The 16,376-nt window shown below is 65.9% G+C and carries 17 protein-coding genes; 6 read left to right on the top strand and 11 right to left on the bottom strand.

Annotated elements, in window-relative coordinates:
• Positions 1-49 precede the first annotated feature (49 nt).
• Both ACVENA_RS12905 and ACVENA_RS12900 read right to left on the bottom strand, forming a co-directional pair.
• Complete coding sequence (locus ACVENA_RS12905) at positions 50-649, bottom strand: DsbA family protein (RefSeq protein ID WP_449325688.1); 600 nt, start codon at positions 647-649, stop codon at positions 50-52.
• Positions 650-849: 200 nt separating this feature from the next.
• Complete coding sequence (locus tag ACVENA_RS12900) at positions 850-1,575, bottom strand: SDR family oxidoreductase (RefSeq protein ID WP_449325687.1); 726 nt, start codon at positions 1,573-1,575, stop codon at positions 850-852.
• Positions 1,576-1,767: 192 nt separating this feature from the next.
• On the opposite strand from ACVENA_RS12900, the gene ACVENA_RS12895 reads away from it, so the two are divergent.
• Positions 1,768-2,259 carry a winged helix-turn-helix transcriptional regulator gene (locus tag ACVENA_RS12895; RefSeq protein ID WP_449325686.1) on the top strand — a complete coding sequence of 164 codons (492 nt, stop codon included), beginning with the start codon at positions 1,768-1,770 and terminating at the stop codon, positions 2,257-2,259.
• A gap of 102 nt (positions 2,260-2,361) precedes the next feature.
• Here the strand turns inward: ACVENA_RS12895 and clpS are convergent, their stop codons facing one another.
• The 3 genes from clpS to ACVENA_RS12880 form a co-directional block, all read right to left on the bottom strand.
• Positions 2,362-2,727, bottom strand: a complete 366-nt coding sequence (clpS, locus tag ACVENA_RS12890; RefSeq protein WP_257543505.1) for an ATP-dependent Clp protease adapter ClpS — start codon at positions 2,725-2,727, stop codon at positions 2,362-2,364.
• 191 nt (positions 2,728-2,918) lie between these two features.
• On the bottom strand, positions 2,919-3,647 hold the full coding sequence (locus tag ACVENA_RS12885) for a phasin family protein (protein ID WP_449325685.1): 729 nt from the start codon (positions 3,645-3,647) through the stop codon (positions 2,919-2,921).
• 122 nt (positions 3,648-3,769) lie between these two features.
• Positions 3,770-5,551 carry a PHA/PHB synthase family protein gene (locus ACVENA_RS12880; protein ID WP_449325684.1) on the bottom strand — a complete coding sequence of 594 codons (1,782 nt, stop codon included), beginning with the start codon at positions 5,549-5,551 and terminating at the stop codon, positions 3,770-3,772.
• Positions 5,552-5,666: 115 nt separating this feature from the next.
• Here ACVENA_RS12880 and ACVENA_RS12875 point away from each other — a divergent pair, with 115 nt between their 5' ends.
• Complete coding sequence (locus tag ACVENA_RS12875) at positions 5,667-6,887, top strand: LL-diaminopimelate aminotransferase (RefSeq protein ID WP_449325683.1); 1,221 nt, start codon at positions 5,667-5,669, stop codon at positions 6,885-6,887.
• Positions 6,887-7,372: a DUF2721 domain-containing protein gene (locus ACVENA_RS12870; protein ID WP_449325682.1), complete on the top strand. Its 486-nt coding sequence runs from the start codon at positions 6,887-6,889 to the stop codon at positions 7,370-7,372. The genes ACVENA_RS12875 and ACVENA_RS12870 overlap by 1 nt, the downstream gene beginning before the upstream one ends.
• 5 nt (positions 7,373-7,377) lie before the next feature.
• On the opposite strand, the gene ACVENA_RS12865 is transcribed toward ACVENA_RS12870, so the two are convergent.
• Both ACVENA_RS12865 and ACVENA_RS12860 read right to left on the bottom strand, forming a co-directional pair.
• Positions 7,378-7,968: an NADPH-dependent FMN reductase gene (locus ACVENA_RS12865; RefSeq protein ID WP_449325681.1), complete on the bottom strand. Its 591-nt coding sequence runs from the start codon at positions 7,966-7,968 to the stop codon at positions 7,378-7,380.
• A gap of 15 nt (positions 7,969-7,983) precedes the next feature.
• On the bottom strand, positions 7,984-8,481 hold the full coding sequence (locus tag ACVENA_RS12860; RefSeq protein ID WP_449325680.1) for a L,D-transpeptidase family protein: 498 nt from the start codon (positions 8,479-8,481) through the stop codon (positions 7,984-7,986).
• A gap of 78 nt (positions 8,482-8,559) precedes the next feature.
• On the opposite strand from ACVENA_RS12860, the gene ACVENA_RS12855 reads away from it, so the two are divergent.
• Entirely contained in the window at positions 8,560-9,453 is an 894-nt protein-coding gene (locus tag ACVENA_RS12855) for a haloalkane dehalogenase (RefSeq protein ID WP_449325679.1), read from the top strand.
• Here the strand turns inward: ACVENA_RS12855 and ACVENA_RS12850 are convergent.
• Positions 9,443-10,732, bottom strand: coding sequence for an adenylosuccinate synthase (locus ACVENA_RS12850; protein ID WP_449325678.1), 1,290 nt, complete (start codon positions 10,730-10,732; stop codon positions 9,443-9,445). The two genes, ACVENA_RS12855 and ACVENA_RS12850, sit on opposite strands and share 11 nt — an antisense overlap.
• 135 nt (positions 10,733-10,867) lie before the next feature.
• Here ACVENA_RS12850 and ACVENA_RS12845 point away from each other — a divergent pair, with 135 nt between their 5' ends.
• Positions 10,868-11,245: a DOPA 4,5-dioxygenase family protein gene (locus tag ACVENA_RS12845; RefSeq protein ID WP_449325677.1), complete on the top strand. Its 378-nt coding sequence runs from the start codon at positions 10,868-10,870 to the stop codon at positions 11,243-11,245.
• A 91-nt stretch (positions 11,246-11,336) separates the two neighbouring features.
• On the opposite strand, the gene ACVENA_RS12840 is transcribed toward ACVENA_RS12845, so the two are convergent.
• The 3 genes from ACVENA_RS12840 to ACVENA_RS12830 all read right to left on the bottom strand — a co-directional run bounded on the left by ACVENA_RS12840 (position 11,337) and on the right by ACVENA_RS12830 (position 15,425).
• On the bottom strand, positions 11,337-12,452 hold the full coding sequence (locus tag ACVENA_RS12840) for an ATP phosphoribosyltransferase regulatory subunit (RefSeq protein WP_449325676.1): 1,116 nt from the start codon (positions 12,450-12,452) through the stop codon (positions 11,337-11,339).
• 150 nt (positions 12,453-12,602) lie between these two features.
• Positions 12,603-14,189 (bottom strand): phosphoglycerate dehydrogenase, encoded by a 1,587-nt coding sequence (serA, locus tag ACVENA_RS12835; RefSeq protein ID WP_449325675.1) that lies wholly within the window; start codon positions 14,187-14,189, stop codon positions 12,603-12,605.
• A 108-nt stretch (positions 14,190-14,297) separates the two neighbouring features.
• Complete coding sequence (locus ACVENA_RS12830; protein WP_449325674.1) at positions 14,298-15,425, bottom strand: phosphoserine transaminase; 1,128 nt, start codon at positions 15,423-15,425, stop codon at positions 14,298-14,300.
• Between the two features lie 167 nt (positions 15,426-15,592).
• Between ACVENA_RS12830 and ACVENA_RS12825 the strand changes: the two genes are divergently transcribed.
• Entirely contained in the window at positions 15,593-16,300 is a 708-nt protein-coding gene (locus ACVENA_RS12825) for an extensin family protein (protein WP_449325673.1), read from the top strand.
• Positions 16,301-16,376: the final 76 nt, after the last annotated feature.

The following is a 16,376-nucleotide window of genomic DNA, read 5'->3' as shown; positions in this document are numbered from 1 at the left end:
TGAGATCCCGGCGTTCGCCGGGATGACGGGGTTCGGTCGCAATCAGCCCTCAACCCAGCGCTTCCTCGACCTGATCGAGCCGGTCCTTGCCGAAGAACATCTCGTCCCCGACGAAGAAGGTCGGGATGCCGAACACGCCGCGCGCGACCGCGGCCTCGGTGTTGGCGGCGAGTTTTGCCTTGATGTCGGGTTCCTGCGTGCGCGCGAGCAGTGCGGGGCCGTCGAAGCCGCTTGCCGAGAGAAAGGCCGCGGCCACCTCGGGATCGTCCATCTTGAGGCCGTCTTCCCACATCGCGCGGTTCACCGCATCGACATAGTCGTCGAGAATGCCCTCGTACTCGGCGACGATCGCGCCGCGCATGATGAGCAGCGTGTTCACCGGGAAATGCGGGTTGAGGCGGAATTTGGTGAGGCCGTGCTTCGCGATGAAGCGCCGCATTTCCAGATTTTCATAAGCGAGCTTCGCGGGCGCGTCGGCATATTGGACCATCGGCGCCTTGTTGCCCGTCGCCTTGAAGATGCCGCCGAGCAGGCATGGCGTGATGACCAGGTCCGCGCCGGTGCGATCGAGCAGTTCGGGCAGCACCTTCAGGGTCAGATAGGCGTTGGGGCTGCCGAAGTCGAAAATGAGTTCGAGAGTCTTGGTCATGCTTCAAATCCTTTCCCTTCTCCCCTTGCGGGAGAAGGATAGGGGGCCTTATCGCGAAGCGATTAGGCGGACTTGGATGAGGGGTTGCGAGCAAAGCTCGCGCGATCCTGCGGATCGCATACCCCTCACCCAGCTATGACTAGGCGGCAGAGCCGCCAAGTCTCCGCAACCCTCTCCCGCAAGGGGAGAGGGAATTTCCATCACCATTTTTCTCCCCATGGGCGAAGATCCAGTTCGTGCGTCCACGCGCTTTTGGGCTGTTTGTGGAGCATCACATAATTGGCGGCGATCGCTTGCGGATTCAGGATCAGATCCTGCGCCTTGGCCCGATCGAAATCGGGATGACGGCCCTTGATGAACTCGGTGTCGATCGCGCCGTCGATCACGACATGCGCGACGTGGATGCCCTGCGGCCCCAGTTCGCGCGCCATCGACTGCGCGAGCATCCGCAGCGCCGCCTTGGCGCCCGAGAAGGCCGCGAAGCCCGATCCGCCGCGCAGGCTGGCGGTCGCGCCGGTGAAAAGGATGGTGCCGCGGCGGCGTGGGGTCATGCGCTTCGCCGCCTCGCGGCCCATCAGGAAGCCGCCGAGGCAGGCCATTTCCCAAACCTTGGTGAAGACGCGGGTGGTGGTTTCCGCGATCGGGAAATTCACATTGGCGCCGATATTGAACACCGCGACCTCGACCGGGCCGACCTCTGCCTCGACGCGATCGAACAGGGCGATCATCGCGTCCTCTTCGCGCGCATCGCCGGGAAAGGCGCGCGCTTGGTGCCCGTCATCGCGGATCGACTGCGCGAGCGTTTCGAGCGCGTCGGCATTGCGTTCGCGGCGGTTGACGCAGGCTGTGAGCCCCTCGGCGGCGAAGGCGCGCGCGGTCGCGCCGCCCGTGGCGTCGCCGGCGCCGATGATGACGGCTGCGGACATAAGCGAATCTCCTCTTGCGGGCGATAGTAACTATGATAATCATAGTGACAAGGGGTTTTTAGTGTGAAGAGTGGGCCGATGAGGTCGGGAACCGAAATTTCGTCATTGCGAGCGCAGCGAAGCAATCCAGAGCGGTATACGCTACTCTGGATTGCTTCGCTGCGCTCGCAATGACGGGGTGGGGAGCCGGTCGTGCCGAAGCGTGCCGATCTGTCGGATACCTATTGCCCCATCGGGCGATCGGCGGAGCTGCTCGGCGACCGCGCGGTGCTGCTGATCCTGCGCGACCTGTTCTTCGGGCGGCGACGGTTCGAGGCGATCGCGGCGAACACCGGGCTTGGCCCGCAACTCGTTTCGGCGCGGCTCAAGCGGCTGGTCGCCGAGGGGGTGGTCGAGCGCCACGCCTATCAGGAGCGGCCGCCGCGCCATGAGTATCGCCTGACCGCCAAGGGCAAGGATCTGTTCGACGTCCTTTATGCGATGCGGAACTGGAGCGAGCGCTGGGCCTATGCCCCCGGGGAAACCGAGGGCGGGCCGGCGATGCGCTATACGCACCGCGCGTGCGGCGCCAATGTCGGGACAGCGACGGTCTGTCCCGGTTGCGGCGAACCGCTTCGCTATGGCGATTTGAAGGGGGAGCCGTCGGCGGCGCTCAAGGCCGAACAGGCGGCGCGGGGCGGGTAGAGCATTCCCGTCGTCATCCCGGCGAAGGCCGGGATCTCACCCTATCGTCATAATGCACCGGCGAGATCCCGGCCTTCGCCGGGATGACGGATTGACGGGAGGTTACGCCTTTTCCAGCGTGCATTGCAGCGGGTGCTGGTTCTGCCGCGCGGCGTCCATCACCTGGGTGACCTTGGTCTCGGCGACCTCGTAGCTGAAGACGCCGCAGACGCCGACGCCCTGCTGGTGGACGTGGAGCATCACCTGCGTCGCGCGCTCGATGTCCATGTTGAAGAAGCGCTGCAGCACCATCACGACGAACTCCATCGGCGTGTAATCGTCGTTGAGCAGCAGCACCTTGTACATCGACGGCTTCTTGGGCTTCGCGCGTGTGCGCGTCGCGATGCCGACGCCGGGGGTGCCGGACGTATCGTCATCCTTGCCCGCCATGGCGCGGACGATGTGAGGAATGGAGGCGGGAAGCATCATCATCGGGAATATCGCAAGCCGGGGCGGAATCGCAAGAGGGCGGGTGTCGGCATTTTTACCGATTGTTCGCCATGCGGTTTCCGCAAAAGCAAGAACCGCCCGCTTCCGGGGAGGAAGCGAGCGGTCTTGGGATGTCGGCGCGGACGGGGAGAGGAGGGGGGAAGGCCCGCGCCAACGGGAAGAGGAAAGCCTTAGGCTGCCTTCATCTTCGAGGTGATGACCGACACGCGGTTCGAGATCGGCGCGAAGCTGTCGTTCGTCAGCTTGACGACGAGTTCGCTGGTCTTCGAGGTCTGCGCGACAGCGGCGTCGAACGCCTTCTTGCTGTTCTCGGCATAAAGCTTGAAGAATTCGGTCGGCGACTTGACGGCGGTGTAGCCCTTCAGCGCGGCCGACGTGTCCTCGAAGCTCTTGCGAGCGAAGGCGACGCCTTCCTGGCCCAGGGTTTCGATGCCCTTCGCGGCGATCTTGCCGGCTTCGACGAGCGCTTCGACGTTCGCCTTGTTGAATTCGACGGCTTCCTCGGCAAGCTTGCTCGACTTGGCGAGCGCTTCCTTCGAGCGTTCCTGGAAGTCGGCGGTCAGCGCTTCGGCGCGGGTCTTGGCGTCTTCGGCGAACTTCTTGACGGTGTCGTTCATGGTCTTGAATCCTTTGGCGGCGGCGGCAACCGGCTTCGGTGCGGCCTTGGTCTTGGGGGCAATGGTCTTTGCGGCCGCCTTCTTGGGAGCGACCTTCTTCGCTGCCGGCTTTGCGGCTTTCTTTTGGACCGGCTTGGCCTTCGCCGCGACGGTTTTGGTCTTCACGGGCGCTGCGGCGGGAGCGGCAACGGTCGGCGCGACAGGAGCGGCCACCGGCTTGGCGGCGGTTTCCAGCGTCGCGGCTTCGAAAGCCTTTTCGGCACTATCCATCTTGGTAGCCATCGGGACAACTCCTTTATGTTGCAGTGCACAATATAGGAGTGGATCGGCGATTTCAAGAGAAAAATTGTGCAGTGCACAAAATAATCGGAGTGCCGGCCCGAAAGCGCTATAAAGCCCCGATATTACCGTTGTTTGACGTAGCGGCCGGGGGCGTCCTCGATCGCTTTTCTGGCGCCCTTGCCGGGGACACGCGCGCCTTTCGCCGGCGTTTTCGCGCTGTCCTGCTCTGCGATCCAGCCGATCCAGTGCGGCCACCAGCTTCCCTTGGTCTCGGTCGCGCCCGCGACGAAGTCGTCGAGCGTCGCGGCGTCGTTGTCGCCGGTCCAATATTGATATTTGCCCGCGGCGGGCGGGTTGACCACGCCCGCGATATGGCCCGAGCCCGCGAGCAGGAAGGTCTTCGGCCCGGCCAGATGATCCATCAGCCGCCAGACGCTGGCGAGCGGCGCGATATGGTCCTCGCGCCCCGCCTGAATATAGGCAGGCGTCTCGATCTTGTTGAGATCGATCGGCGTGCCCATCACCGACAGGCTGTTCGGAACGGCCAGACGGTTGTCGCGGTAGAGGTCGACCAGATATTGCCGGTGCCACTTCGCGGGCAGGTTGGTGACATCGCCGTTCCAATAGAGGAGGTCGAACGGCGGATAGTCGTTGCCGAGCAGATAATTGCTGACGACATAATTCCAGATGAGATCGCGCCCGCGCAGGCTGTTGAAGGTCGCGGCCATGTAGCGGCCGTCGAGGAAGCCGCCCGCCGAAAGCTGCTGGAGCAGCGCGAGATACTGGTCGTCGACGAACATCTTGAGGTCGCCCGCGAGCTCGAAATCGACCTGCGCGGTGAAGAAGGTCACCGACTTCACCTTGTCGGCCTCGCCCTGCGCGGCAAGCATGGCGAGCGTCGCGGCGAGAGTCGTGCCCGCGACGCAATAGCCGATCGTGTGGACATGCGGCACGTCCAGCAGGTCGCGCACCGTGTCGATCGCGTCGACCTGCGCCGCGATATAATCGTCCCAGACGATTTCGCTCATCGACGCGTCGGCCGATTTCCACGACACCATGAACACGGTCAGGCCCTGCTCGACCGCCCAGGCGACGAAGCTTTTCGCGGGGTTGAGGTCGAGGATGTAGAAGCGGTTGATCCACGGCGGAAAGATGACGAGCGGGACGGTGAAGACGTCCTTCGTCGTCGGCGCATATTGGATGAGCTGGTAAAGGTCGGTCTCGTGGATCACCTTGCCCGGCGTCGTCGCGATATTGCGCCCGACCTCGAATGCATCGGGGTCGACATGGCTGAGCTGGCCGCGCGAGAGGTCGGTCAGCATATGCTTGAGGCCCTTGAGCAGGCTCTCGCCGCGCGTCTCGACCGCGCGCCGGATGACCTCGGGATTGGTGATCGCGAGGTTGGTGGGCGACAGCGCCTCGGTCATGCTCTTCGCCGCGAACTCCATCTTGGCGCGGGCGTGCTCGTCGAGCCCCGCCATCGTGCGGGTCGTCGTCAGCAACTGGTCGGCGAGCAGGCCATAGGTCTGCCGGATCAGCGCGAAGGCCGGATTCTGCGTCCAGTCGGGATCGGCGAAGCGCTTGTCCTTCGGCGCGTCGGCGTCGGGGGCGGCGGCCACGAACGGCGGCTTCAACGCGGTCAGCGAGGTCCAGAAGGCGGCGCCCTGTTCCCATATCCGCGCCGATTGCTCGGCCCACGCCTGCGTCGTCGGATTCTGCAGCCAGCTTGCGGGATCGAACAGGCTCGCCGCGGCGCCGTTGCCCTCGGTCGCCTGAGCCATCGCATAGTCGAGCATCATCTGCTGCGCACGGCCCATGACGCTCGCCCAATGCTGCATGTCCTCGGGCGACGGCATGAAGGGATTCGGCGCTTCGGTCGTCTCGTCCTTACCGGTATCGCTCATGCTCGTTCCTGCTGGTCAGTGCGGATATAATGCCTATAACAAGCCGCGATGCGGCTGGCGAGATTGCCGCTCGCGTCAACCTGCTCATAACGAAAAGGAGTTGTTCTAGTTTCCCATGTCCGAAGATGAATTCTATCGCATCAAGCGCCTGCCGCCCTACGTCATCGCCGAAGTCAATGCGATGCGTGCGGCCGCCCGCGCCGCGGGCGAGGACATCATCGACCTAGGGATGGGCAACCCCGACCTGCCGCCGCCCGCGCATGTGATCGAGAAACTCTGCGAAGTGGCGATGAAGCCCGACGCGCACGGCTATTCGCAGTCGAAGGGGATTCCGGGCCTCCGCCGCGCGCAGGCCAATTATTACGGCCGCCGCTTCAACGTCGACCTCGACCCCGAGACCGAGGTGGTGGTGACGATGGGGTCGAAGGAAGGGCTCGCCAGCCTCGCGACCGCGATCACCGGCCCCGGCGACGTCGTGCTCGCGCCGAACCCCAGCTATCCGATCCACACCTTCGGCTTCATCATCGCCGGCGCGACGATCCGCAGCGTGCCGACGACGCCCGACGAGAATTACTGGCGCGCGCTCGACCGCGCGATGGCCTTCACCGTGCCGCGCCCGTCGATCCTGGTGGTCAATTATCCGTCGAACCCGACCGCCGAGGCGGTCGACCTCGCCTTCTACGAACGCCTCGTCGCCTGGGCGAAGGAGAACAAGGTCTGGGTGCTAAGCGACCTTGCCTATTCGGAGCTTTACTACGACGGTAACCCGACCCCTTCGATCCTGCAGGTGCCGGGCGCGAAGGACGTCGCGGTCGAATTCACCTCGATGTCGAAGACCTATTCGATGGCGGGCTGGCGCATGGGCTTCGCGGTCGGCAACAAACGCCTGATCGCGGCGATGACGCGCGTGAAGTCCTACCTCGATTATGGCGCGTTCACGCCGATCCAGGCCGCGGCCTGCGCCGCGCTCAACGGCCCGCAGGACATCGTCGCGAAGAACCGCGAACTCTATCAGAAGCGCCGCGACGTGATGGTCGAGAGCTTCGGCCGCGCCGGTTGGGACATTCCGAGCCCGCCCGCGTCGATGTTCGCCTGGGCGCCGTTGCCCCCTGCGCTCAAGGAAATGGGCAGCCTGGAGTTTTCCAAGCAGCTCCTGACCCACGCCAAGGTCGCGGTCGCGCCGGGCGTTGGCTATGGCGAGGACGGCGAAGGCTATGTCCGTATCGCGATGGTCGAGAATGAGCAGCGCATCCGGCAGGCCGCGCGCAACGTGCGCAAATTCCTGGCGATGCACGGCGTCAACACGCCCTCGGTCGCGGCCGGCGGCGGGGGCTGATGGCGGCATCCGCGATCGGCGCCATTGCGCAGACGATCCAGCTCTCGGTCACGCCGGTCTTTCTGCTGGTGGCGACCGGGAGTCTGCTCAACGTCTTCACCGGGCGGCTGGCGCGCGTCGTCGACCGGTCGCGGGCGCTGATGGATCGCTGGGCGAACAGCGAAGGCCCCGAGCATGAGCGCATCGTCGCCGAATTGCGCGTGGTCGACCGCCGGATCAAGGTGATCAACAATTCGATCGGCGCGGCGGTCGCGTGCGGCATCGTCGTCTGCCTGCTCGTCGCCCTGCTGTTCACTCAGGCGTTCACCGGGCTCGACCTGAATGTCGCGGCGGCCTGGGTGTTCGTGGTCGCGACGCTGTTGCTGCTTGCGTCGCTGATCCTCTTCCTGATCGAGGTGCGGCTGGCGATCCGTACCATCCATGTGCCGATGGAATTGCTCGAGCTCGAGGAAGCGGGCTGGCGCGAGCGCGAGCGCCGCCGCTGACGCGATCAAAAGGGCGGGTCGACCTTGGCCCGCTGCGCCGCGGCGGCGTCGATCCACCAGCCGAGATCGTCGGCGAAGCGCGGAAAGGCGCGTTCGAGCCGCACGCCGTCCTCGCCCGTCGGTCGGCCCTCGGCATCGCAGGCGCCGCCGATGCGCGCGAGGCCGAGCGGGGTCGACGTGACGACCATTCCCATCGCACCCAGCGTTGTCCGCCACGCGGTGGCCGAGCGCACGCCCGCGAAGGGCCCGGCCGAATAGGAAGCGATGGCGGCGGGGCGCCACGCGAATTCGGGCAGATAATGATCGACCAGATTCTTGAGCCCCGGCTGCAGCCCGCCATTATATTCGCCGACGACGAAGATGAAGCCGTCCGCGGCGGCGATCGTCGCGGCGAGCGCGGCCATGGCGGCGGGGGCCTCGCCCGCCGGGTAATCGCTGTGCCGCCGGTCGAGGATCGGCAGGCCGACGGCCTGCGCGTCGATCAGTTCGCCCCGGTCGCCGCGTGCCGCGAGGGCGTCGACGATCCAGCGCGCGAGCTTGATACCCTGCCGGTCGCGGCGATAGCTGCCATAGAAAACGAGAATGTGGCGTGCCATGCGAAAAACTCCGGTTCAGGGGCGGATGGTGATCGGGGTGCCGTCGGGCACGCGATCCCATAGCTGCTTTATCTCGGCGTTGGACAGCGCGATGCAGCCGTAGGTCCAGTCGCGCGCGATCGGCAGGCCGGGCCGCCCGTTCGGCTGGCCGTGGATGAAGATGTCGCCGCCCGGCGAACGGCCGCGCGCCTTCGCATAGGCGCGGTCGGCGGCATTGGGATAGGAGATGCGCAGCGACAGATGATAGCGGCTGTTCGGATTGCGTCCGCTGATCCGATAGTCGCCCTCGGGCGTGCGCTCGTCGCCTTCGAAACGCTTGTGCCCGATCGGGGCGTCACCGAAGCGGATATTGGTATAGCGCACGACCTCCCGGCCCTTTGCATAGCCGATCAGCACGCGGTCGCTCTTGTCGACGAGCAGCCGGTCGACCGTCGTCCCGGCGGAAAGCGGCGGCTGCGCATGGGCGGTGCCGCAGGCGATGAGAAGCGGCGAGAAGGCAGCAGCGGTGCGCATCGCGGCACTTTAACGCATCGCCCTGCATGGACAAGCGCCGCACGCTGGCTAAGCTGTTTCCGGGGAGAGGGGAAATATATGCGGATTTATCGCACGCCGGACGCACGCTTCGCGGGGCTGCCCGACTGGCCTTACGCGCCGAAATATGTCGAGATCGCGGGCGGACTTCGCGCTCATTATGTCGATGAAGGCGCCGCCGATGCCCAGCCGGTACTGATGCTGCATGGCGAACCGACCTGGTGCTATCTTTACCGCCACATGATCGGGCTCGCGGTCGAGGCGGGCTTTCGCGTCGTCGCGCCCGACCTGATCGGCTTCGGCCGTTCGGACAAGCCGCTCGATCGTGCAGATTACAGCTATGCCGCGCAGGTCGCGTGGATGCGGGCGTGGATCGAGACGCTCGACCTTCGGAACATGATTCTTGCCTGTCAGGACTGGGGCTCACTGATCGGTCTGCGCCTCGTCGCCGAAATGCCCGAGCGGTTCGCCGGAGTCGCGCTGGCGAACGGCGGATTGCCCGAGGGTCAGCCGGCACCGCGCGCCTTTGCGATCTGGCGGGCCTTCTCGCGCTACAGCCCGGTCTTTCCGATCGGCAGGATCGTCAAGGCGGGCGCAAAGCGCGAATTGAGCGCTGAAGAGATCGCCGCCTATGATGCGCCGTTCCCGACGAAAGCGTCGAAGGTCGCGGCGCGTATCTATCCGTCGTTCGTGCCGCTCGGCGACAATGTCGCGGTGCCCGACCAGAAGCGCGCCTGGGCGGCGCTGGAGCGCTTCGACAAGCCGTTCCTCTGCTGCTTTTCCGACGGCGATCCGATCACCCGGGGCGGCGATGCGCTGTTCCTCGGCCGGGTGCCGGGGACGGCGGGCATGCCGCACCGGACGCTGCACGGCGGCCATTTCATTCAGGAGGACGACCCCGCGGGCTTCGTCGCGGCGATCCGCGACGTCGCGGCCGCAGGCGTCAGTCGCTGAACGGATCGCGGATCAGGATCGTGTCCTCGCGCTCGGGGCTGGTCGAGACGAGCGCGATCGGGGTCTCGATCAGTTCCTGGACGCGCTGGATATATTTGATCGCTTGCGCGGGAAGGTCGGCATAGCTGCGCGCGCCCGCGGTCGATTCGTGCCAGCCGTCCATCTCTTCATAGATCGGCTCGACCTCGGCCTGGTCGGCGGCGTGGCTGGGGAAATAGTCGAGGATCTTGCCGCGCAGGCGATAGCCGGTGCAGATGCGGATGGTGTCGAAGCCGTCGAGCACGTCGAGCTTGGTGAGCGCGATGCCGGTGACGCCCGATACCGCGCAGCTCTGCCGCACCAGCACCGCGTCGAACCACCCGCAGCGGCGCTTGCGCCCGGTGACGGTGCCGAATTCATGCCCGCGCTCGCCCAGCTTCTGGCCGGTTTCATCCTCAAGTTCGGTGGGAAAAGGCCCGCTGCCCACGCGCGTCGTATAGGCCTTGGCGATGCCGAGCACGAAGCCGACCGCTGAGGGGCCGAGCCCCGATCCCGCCGCCGCGGTGCCGCTGACCGTGTTCGAGCTGGTGACGAAGGGATAGGTGCCGTGATCGACATCGAGTAGCACGCCCTGCGCGCCCTCGAACAATATGCGCGCGCCCGCCTTGCGCACCTTCTTGAGGCGCTTCCACACCGGCTGGGCATATTCGAGCACATAGTCGGCGATTTCGGCGAGATCGGCCTTCAGTCGCTCGCGGTCGATTGGCGGCTCGCCGAAGCCGGCGCGCAGCGCATCGTGGTGCGCGGTCAGGCGATCGATCTGCGGATCGAGCTTGTCGAGGTGCGCAAGGTCGCAGACGCGGATCGCGCGGCGACCGACCTTGTCCTCATAGGCGGGGCCGATGCCGCGCCCGGTGGTGCCGATCTTGCCCGCGCCCGCCGCGGTCTCGCGCAGTGCGTCGAGGTCGCGGTGAAAGGGCAGGATCAGCGCGCAATTGTCGGCGATTGCAAAATTCTCGGCGTTGATCACGACGCCCTGGCCGCGCAGCTTGGCGATCTCGTCGCGCAGCGCCCAGGGATCGAGTACGACGCCGTTGCCGACGATCGACAGCGTACCGGTGACGATACCCGAGGGGAGCAGCGACAGCTTGTAGGTCTGGTCGCCGACGACGAGCGTATGGCCGGCGTTGTGGCCGCCCTGGAACCGGACCACCGCGTCGGCGCGGCTGGCGAGCCAGTCGACGATCTTGCCCTTGCCCTCGTCGCCCCATTGCGACCCGATGACGGTGACATTTGCCATGATGCTGTCCTGCTGAACCGGGCCCGAAAACGCAGAGCGGAAGCCCGGCGCGGCCTTAGCGGATTTGGCCGGAGAGGCAAGGGTGGTGGTGGCATATCCGGCCCTTCGCCTTTAGGGGAGGGCGCAGGAGAATATATGACGAACCCCGACGCCCCCTATCACGCCCATATCTATTACGACTCCGCCGAACGGCCCGCTGCGACGGCGCTGCGCGACGGCTTCGGCCGCGACCCCGCGATTCTGTTCGTCGGCGCGATGACCGACGGCGGGGTCGGGCCGCATCCGATCGCGCAATATGAGGTGCATTTCCTTGGTGCGGCGCGCAGCGCGGTGATCGCGGCGATCGAGAAGACGGGATTGCGCGCGCTCGTTCATCCGCTGACCGATGATGATCTCGCCGACCATACCAGCCTTGCGCACTGGATCGGCACGCCGGTCGAACTCGATGTGACCGTGCTCGATCCGCCGGGCGTTAATCAGGGAATCCCGCGGTTCGGGGTGTCGGATTTTTAGGGTATCCGTCATCCCGGCGAAGGCCGGGATCTCGTCGGTCGATCAGGACGTGAGGGTGAGGCCCCGGCCTTCGCCGGGGCGACGACCTTGGCTAAACCTCTACCGGCCCGTCCGGTCCCAGCACGAAACCGCACCCCAGCCGCTTCGCATCGTCGCCGTCGGACAGCGCCGCGACCGTCTGCCAGCCGTCGGCGCGCAGGCTCGCGGCGATGGCGGGATCGTGGCCGAGGGGAAGGAAGATACGGCGTTCGGCGCCATTTTCGTTGCCGAGTCCTTCGTCGATGAGCGGGTCAGGATAGAGCGAGAAGCCGACTGCGGGCTCTTCCTCGGTCTCGCCGACCGGGATCGCATAGCCGCCGCCGCGGCCGATCGCGTCGCCCTGGCCGGGGACGAAAATCTGGAAGCCGAACCAGCTTTGATAGGCGAAGCCGTGGCGTTCGGTCGGGTCGAGCGTCAGGCTGGCACGGCCGCGCGCCGGCGCGGCAATCGCCTCGAGCGCGTCGATTCGTGCCGCGAGGACGCCGGTAGTGTCGAAGGCGCGGAGGTCGGCGAGCGCCTGGTCGAAGGGGCCGGCAGCGCGGAGCAGCGGCAGCCATGCCTCGGCGCCGAGGCGGACGAGCGCGCCCGCATCCTTCGCGTCGAGCGCGTCGCGCAGGCTCTCGACGCTCGCCGCGACCGGAAGCGGACCGCCCGCGAGCAGATCGACGACGTCGGGCAGGGTGAAATCGATGGTGACGGGACCGATGCCAGCCGCCTCCAAGGCGTCGATCGCGACGGTGACGATCTCGCGCGCCGCGGCGACGCTGTCGCTGCCGATCAGTTCGGCGCCGACCTGCAGCATCTCGCGCGCCGGACGAAGCTGGCTCGCGCGCAGTTTTACAATCTGTCCGGCGTAGCAGAGGCGTAGCGGGCGTGGTGCGCTCTTGAGCAGCGAGGTGGCGATGCGGCCGACCTGTCGCGTGATGTCGGGGCGCAGCGCGAGCGTGCGCTGCGACACCGGATCGGTAAAGCGGAGCAGGTCGCGCGCGGTGCGGTCGTCATCGCCGCCGAGCGTCTCGCGAAACTCGGCGAGCGGCGGCGACACACGGCCATAGCCGTGCGCGCGCATCGCGTCGACGAGCGCGCGGATGACGCGCGACGCCGCCTCGGCCTGCGCGGGCAGGCGGTCGCGGAGCCCTTCGGGCAACAGGGCAGGAGCCTTGGTCATGGGGGTGGCCTTAGGCGGGTGGCGAGGGGGATTCAATATTTCTCCCCTCCCGCTTGCGGGAGGGGTCGGGGGAGGGCCTGTTTTTTCAAGCCGGACCCTCGACATGCCCTCCCCTAACCCCTCCCGCAAGCGGGAGGGGAACTGGGCGGATCAGAACTTCAGCCCCTTCACCGTCTTCACGCCGGGAAGCTGGCAGAGCTGCCACAGTAAGGGCTCGGGCATCGGCGAATCGAGGCTGAGCAGCAGCACGGCTTCGCCGCCCGCGGCGCGGCGGCCGAGGTGGAAGGTGCCGATGTTGAGCCCCGCTTCGCCGAGTGCAGTGCCGATGCGGCCGATGAAGCCCGGCGCGTCCTCGTTGACGATGTAGAGCATGTGGCCGTCGAGGTCGGCCTCGACCTTGATCCCGAACATCTCGACGAGGCGCGGGTCGCCGTTGCTGAACAGCGTGCCCGCGACCGAGCGGTCGCCGTCGCTGGTCGCCACGGTGACGCGGACGAGGGTGTGATAGTCGCCGTCGCGGTCATGGCGAACCTCGCGCACGTCGAGGCCGCGCTCGCGCGCGAGGTGCGGGGCGTTGACCATGTTCACGCTGTCCGAATAGCGGCGCATCAGGCCGGTGAGCACCGCGGCGGTGATCGGCTTCAGGTTGAGTTCGGCGGCAGCCCCTTCGACCTCGACCGAGATGGTCGTGAGATTGTCGTGTGCAAGCTGACCGACGAGGCTGCCGAGCTTTTCGGCGAGGCTCATATAAGGGCGCAGCTTCGGCGCTTCCTCGGCGGACAGGCTCGGCACATTGAGCGCGTTGGTGATGCCTCCGGTCAGCAGATAGTCCGAAATCTGCTCGGCCACCTGGATCGCGACATTGACCTGTGCCTCGTCGGTCGAGGCGCCCAGATGCGGCGTGCAGATGAAATTCGGCGTGCTGAAAAGCGGATGGTCGGCCGCAGGCGGTTCCTGCGCGAAGACGTCGAGCGCCGCGCCCGCGACATGGCCGCTGTCGAGTGCTTCTTTCAGTGCCGCTTCGTCGATCAGCCCGCCGCGCGCGCAGTTGATGATCCGCACGCCCTTCTTGGTCTTGGCGAGATTCTCCTTCGACAGGATGTTCCGCGTCTGGTCGGTCAGCGGCGTGTGCAGCGTGATGAAATCGGCCTTCGCCAGCAGCGTGTCGAGGTCGGCCTTTTCGACGCCGAGCTCGACCGCGCGCTCGGGGGTCAGGAAGGGGTCGAAGGCGACGACCTTCATGCGCAGACCCAGCGCGCGCTCGGCGACGATGCTGCCGATGTTGCCGCAGCCGATCAGGCCGAGCGTCTTCGAGGTCAGTTCGACGCCCATGAAGTCGTTCTTCGGCCATTTGCCTGCCTGGGTCAGCGCATTGGCTTCGGGAATCTGGCGCGCGAGTGCGAACATCATCGCGATGGCATGTTCGGCGGTGGTGATGCTGTTGCCGAAGGGGGTGTTCATCACGATGACGCCCTGCTTCGACGCCTCGGGGATGTTGACATTGTCGACGCCGATCCCGGCGCGGCCGACGACTTTCAGGTTCGTCGCGGCGGCGAGGACGTCGGGGGTGACCTTGGTGGCCGAGCGGATCGCGAGGCCGTCATAGTCGCCGATGATGGCGATCAGCTCGTCCTTCGTCTTGCCGGTGATTTCGTCGACCTGGATGCCGCGTTCCTTGAAGATCGCGGCGGCTTTGGGGTCCATTTTGTCGGAAATCAGAACTTTGGGTGCGGTCATAGAATTAAACCTTCCGTGTGCTCCCGCGAAGGCGGGAGCCCAGCTCCCGATGCTTGCGGAATGAAATGGCAGGAGATGGGTCCCCGCCTTCGCGGGGACACACAGACATTATTTCAGCGAGGCGTAAGCCCAGTCGAGCCAAGGCCCGAGCGCTTCGATATCGGCGGTGTCGACGGTCGCGCCGCACCAGATGCGGAGGCCCGGAGGCGCGTCGCGATAGCCCGCGATGTCGTAGGCCGCGCCTTGCTTTTCGAGCAGCCCGGCGAACTGCTTGATGAAGTCGGCGTCGGCGCCCGCGACCGACAGGCAGACCGAGGTCTTCGAGCGGCTGGCGGGATCGGCGGCGAGGTGGGAGAGCCAGTCGCGTTCCGCGACGATCCTGTCGAGCGCCGCGGCATTGGCATCGCTGCGCGCCTTGAGGCCGCCCAAACCGCCGAGCGACTTCGCCCATTCGAGCGCGAAGATCGCATCCTCGACCGCGAGCATCGACGGGGTGTTGATCGTCTCGCCCTTGAACACGCCCTCGGCGAGCGCGCCCTTCGACATCAGACGGAACACTTTCGGCAGCGGCCAGGCGGGGGTGTGGGTTTCGAGCCGTTCGACCGCGCGCGGGCCGAGAATCAGCACGCCGTGGCCGCCTTCGCCGCCGAGCACTTTCTGCCAACTGAAGGTCGCGACGTCGATCTTGTCCCACGGCAGGTCATAGGCGAACACGGCCGAGGTCGCGTCGGCGAAGCTCAGGCCCTGCCGGTCGCCGGCGATCCAGTCGCCGTCCGGAACGCGGACGCCGCTGGTGGTACCGTTCCAGGTGAAGAGAACGTCGTTCGACCAGTCGACCTGGTTGAGGTCGGGAAGCTGACCGTAATCGGCGCGGATGACGGTGGGATCGAGCTTGAGCTGCTTGGCGACATCGGTGACCCAACCTTCACCGAAGCTCTCCCATGCGAGCGTCGTCACCGGCCGCGCGCCCAGCATCGTCCACATCGCCATTTCGAAGGCGCCGGTGTCGCTGCCCGGAACGATGCCGATGCGGTGCGTGTCGGGGAGCTGCAGCATCTCGCGCATCAGGTCGATGCAATATTGGAGGCGCGTCTTGCCGATCTTGGCGCGGTGCGAGCGGCCCAGCGATTCGGTGTTCAGTTTTTCGGGGGACCAGACCGGCGGCTTGGCGCAGGGACCGGAAGAAAAATAGGGGCGCGTCGGGCGCACCTGTGGCGTCGTCACTTCACTCATCATAGTCTCTCCTTGCAGAGAGCGCGCGCGGCGTTGGGACCGCGTGGCCCGGCGCCGCGTTTAGGGAGAGGGGCATAACTGTCAAACAAAATGCGTAAGCCGCGCGAAATTTTCGACGAGCCGTAAAAAGGTATACGGCTTGTTAACGATATCGTCGGTATTTTGACGCCATGCCGATTCCGCTTTTCTTGAGGCCCCGAATCCTGATCGCCGCGACCGCGATGATGGCGCTAACCGCTTGTTTCGGCGCGCCCGATGTGATGAAGCAGGGCGGCGGAAAACGGACGGCCGCGACGACGTCGACACCCCAGCGCCCGCAGATCACGGGAACGCCGTCCTTCACCAGCGCCGAGGCGCAGCAATGCGCGTTCGACCTCAAGCAGGCCGGGGTGCGCTTCACCCCGCTGCCGAACCAGGATCATGGCGGCGGGTGCAGCTCCATCGATTCGGTGAAGCTGCTCGACATCGGCACGCCGGTGACGAACCTAGGACCGATGACCTGTCCGCTCGCGCGCAATTTCGCGGCCTGGGCGCGCTATGCGGTAAAGCCCGCCGCGCGCCAATATTTCAGGACCGAGGTCGTGAAGATCGAGACCTATGGCACCTACAGCTGCCGCAATATCTATGGCGGCCGCTCGGGGCGGCTATCGCAGCACGCCTCTTCCAACGCGATCGACGTCGCGGGATTCGTGCTCGCCGACGGGCGGCGGATCATGCTCGACGGTGGGTGGAAGGGCGACAAGGCGTCGCAGGATTTCCTCCGCGCTCTCCACAAATCGGCGTGCCGCCGCTTCGGCACGGTGCTGAGCCCCGACTACAATGCGGCGCATTACAATCACTTCCATCTCGACATGAGCGGGAACGGCTACTGCCGTTGACGGGGCCGCCTTCCGCGTGGCTCCGCGGGCGATCTTTTGCCTAACCATTGTTTTACTCGCGTGTCATAGACTGAGC

It is taken from the genome of Sphingopyxis sp. 550A (assembly GCF_053569535.1).
The sequence above is the reverse complement of the archived record's forward strand: the minus strand, read 5'-3'. Positions and strand labels throughout refer to the sequence as shown.

What these genes read in the sequence shown, in the direction of transcription:
- ACVENA_RS12905 (WP_449325688.1), bottom strand. Translation starts at nt 649, where the DNA reads ATGACCAAGACTCTCGAACTCATTTTCGACTTCGGCAGCCCCAACGCC.
- ACVENA_RS12900 (WP_449325687.1), bottom strand. Translation starts at nt 1,575, where the DNA reads ATGTCCGCAGCCGTCATCATCGGCGCCGGCGACGCCACGGGCGGCGCG.
- clpS (WP_257543505.1), bottom strand. Translation starts at nt 2,727, where the DNA reads ATGATGCTTCCCGCCTCCATTCCTCACATCGTCCGCGCCATGGCGGGC.
- ACVENA_RS12885 (WP_449325685.1), bottom strand. Translation starts at nt 3,647, where the DNA reads ATGGCTACCAAGATGGATAGTGCCGAAAAGGCTTTCGAAGCCGCGACG.
- ACVENA_RS12880 (WP_449325684.1), bottom strand. Translation starts at nt 5,551, where the DNA reads ATGAGCGATACCGGTAAGGACGAGACGACCGAAGCGCCGAATCCCTTC.
- ACVENA_RS12875 (WP_449325683.1), top strand. Translation starts at nt 5,667, where the DNA reads ATGTCCGAAGATGAATTCTATCGCATCAAGCGCCTGCCGCCCTACGTC.
- ACVENA_RS12870 (WP_449325682.1), top strand. Translation starts at nt 6,887, where the DNA reads ATGGCGGCATCCGCGATCGGCGCCATTGCGCAGACGATCCAGCTCTCG.
- ACVENA_RS12865 (WP_449325681.1), bottom strand. Translation starts at nt 7,968, where the DNA reads ATGGCACGCCACATTCTCGTTTTCTATGGCAGCTATCGCCGCGACCGG.
- ACVENA_RS12860 (WP_449325680.1), bottom strand. Translation starts at nt 8,481, where the DNA reads ATGCGCACCGCTGCTGCCTTCTCGCCGCTTCTCATCGCCTGCGGCACC.
- ACVENA_RS12855 (WP_449325679.1), top strand. Translation starts at nt 8,560, where the DNA reads ATGCGGATTTATCGCACGCCGGACGCACGCTTCGCGGGGCTGCCCGAC.
- ACVENA_RS12850 (WP_449325678.1), bottom strand. Translation starts at nt 10,732, where the DNA reads ATGGCAAATGTCACCGTCATCGGGTCGCAATGGGGCGACGAGGGCAAG.
- ACVENA_RS12845 (WP_449325677.1), top strand. Translation starts at nt 10,868, where the DNA reads ATGACGAACCCCGACGCCCCCTATCACGCCCATATCTATTACGACTCC.
- ACVENA_RS12840 (WP_449325676.1), bottom strand. Translation starts at nt 12,452, where the DNA reads ATGACCAAGGCTCCTGCCCTGTTGCCCGAAGGGCTCCGCGACCGCCTG.
- serA (WP_449325675.1), bottom strand. Translation starts at nt 14,189, where the DNA reads ATGACCGCACCCAAAGTTCTGATTTCCGACAAAATGGACCCCAAAGCC.
- ACVENA_RS12830 (WP_449325674.1), bottom strand. Translation starts at nt 15,425, where the DNA reads ATGATGAGTGAAGTGACGACGCCACAGGTGCGCCCGACGCGCCCCTAT.
- ACVENA_RS12825 (WP_449325673.1), top strand. Translation starts at nt 15,593, where the DNA reads ATGCCGATTCCGCTTTTCTTGAGGCCCCGAATCCTGATCGCCGCGACC.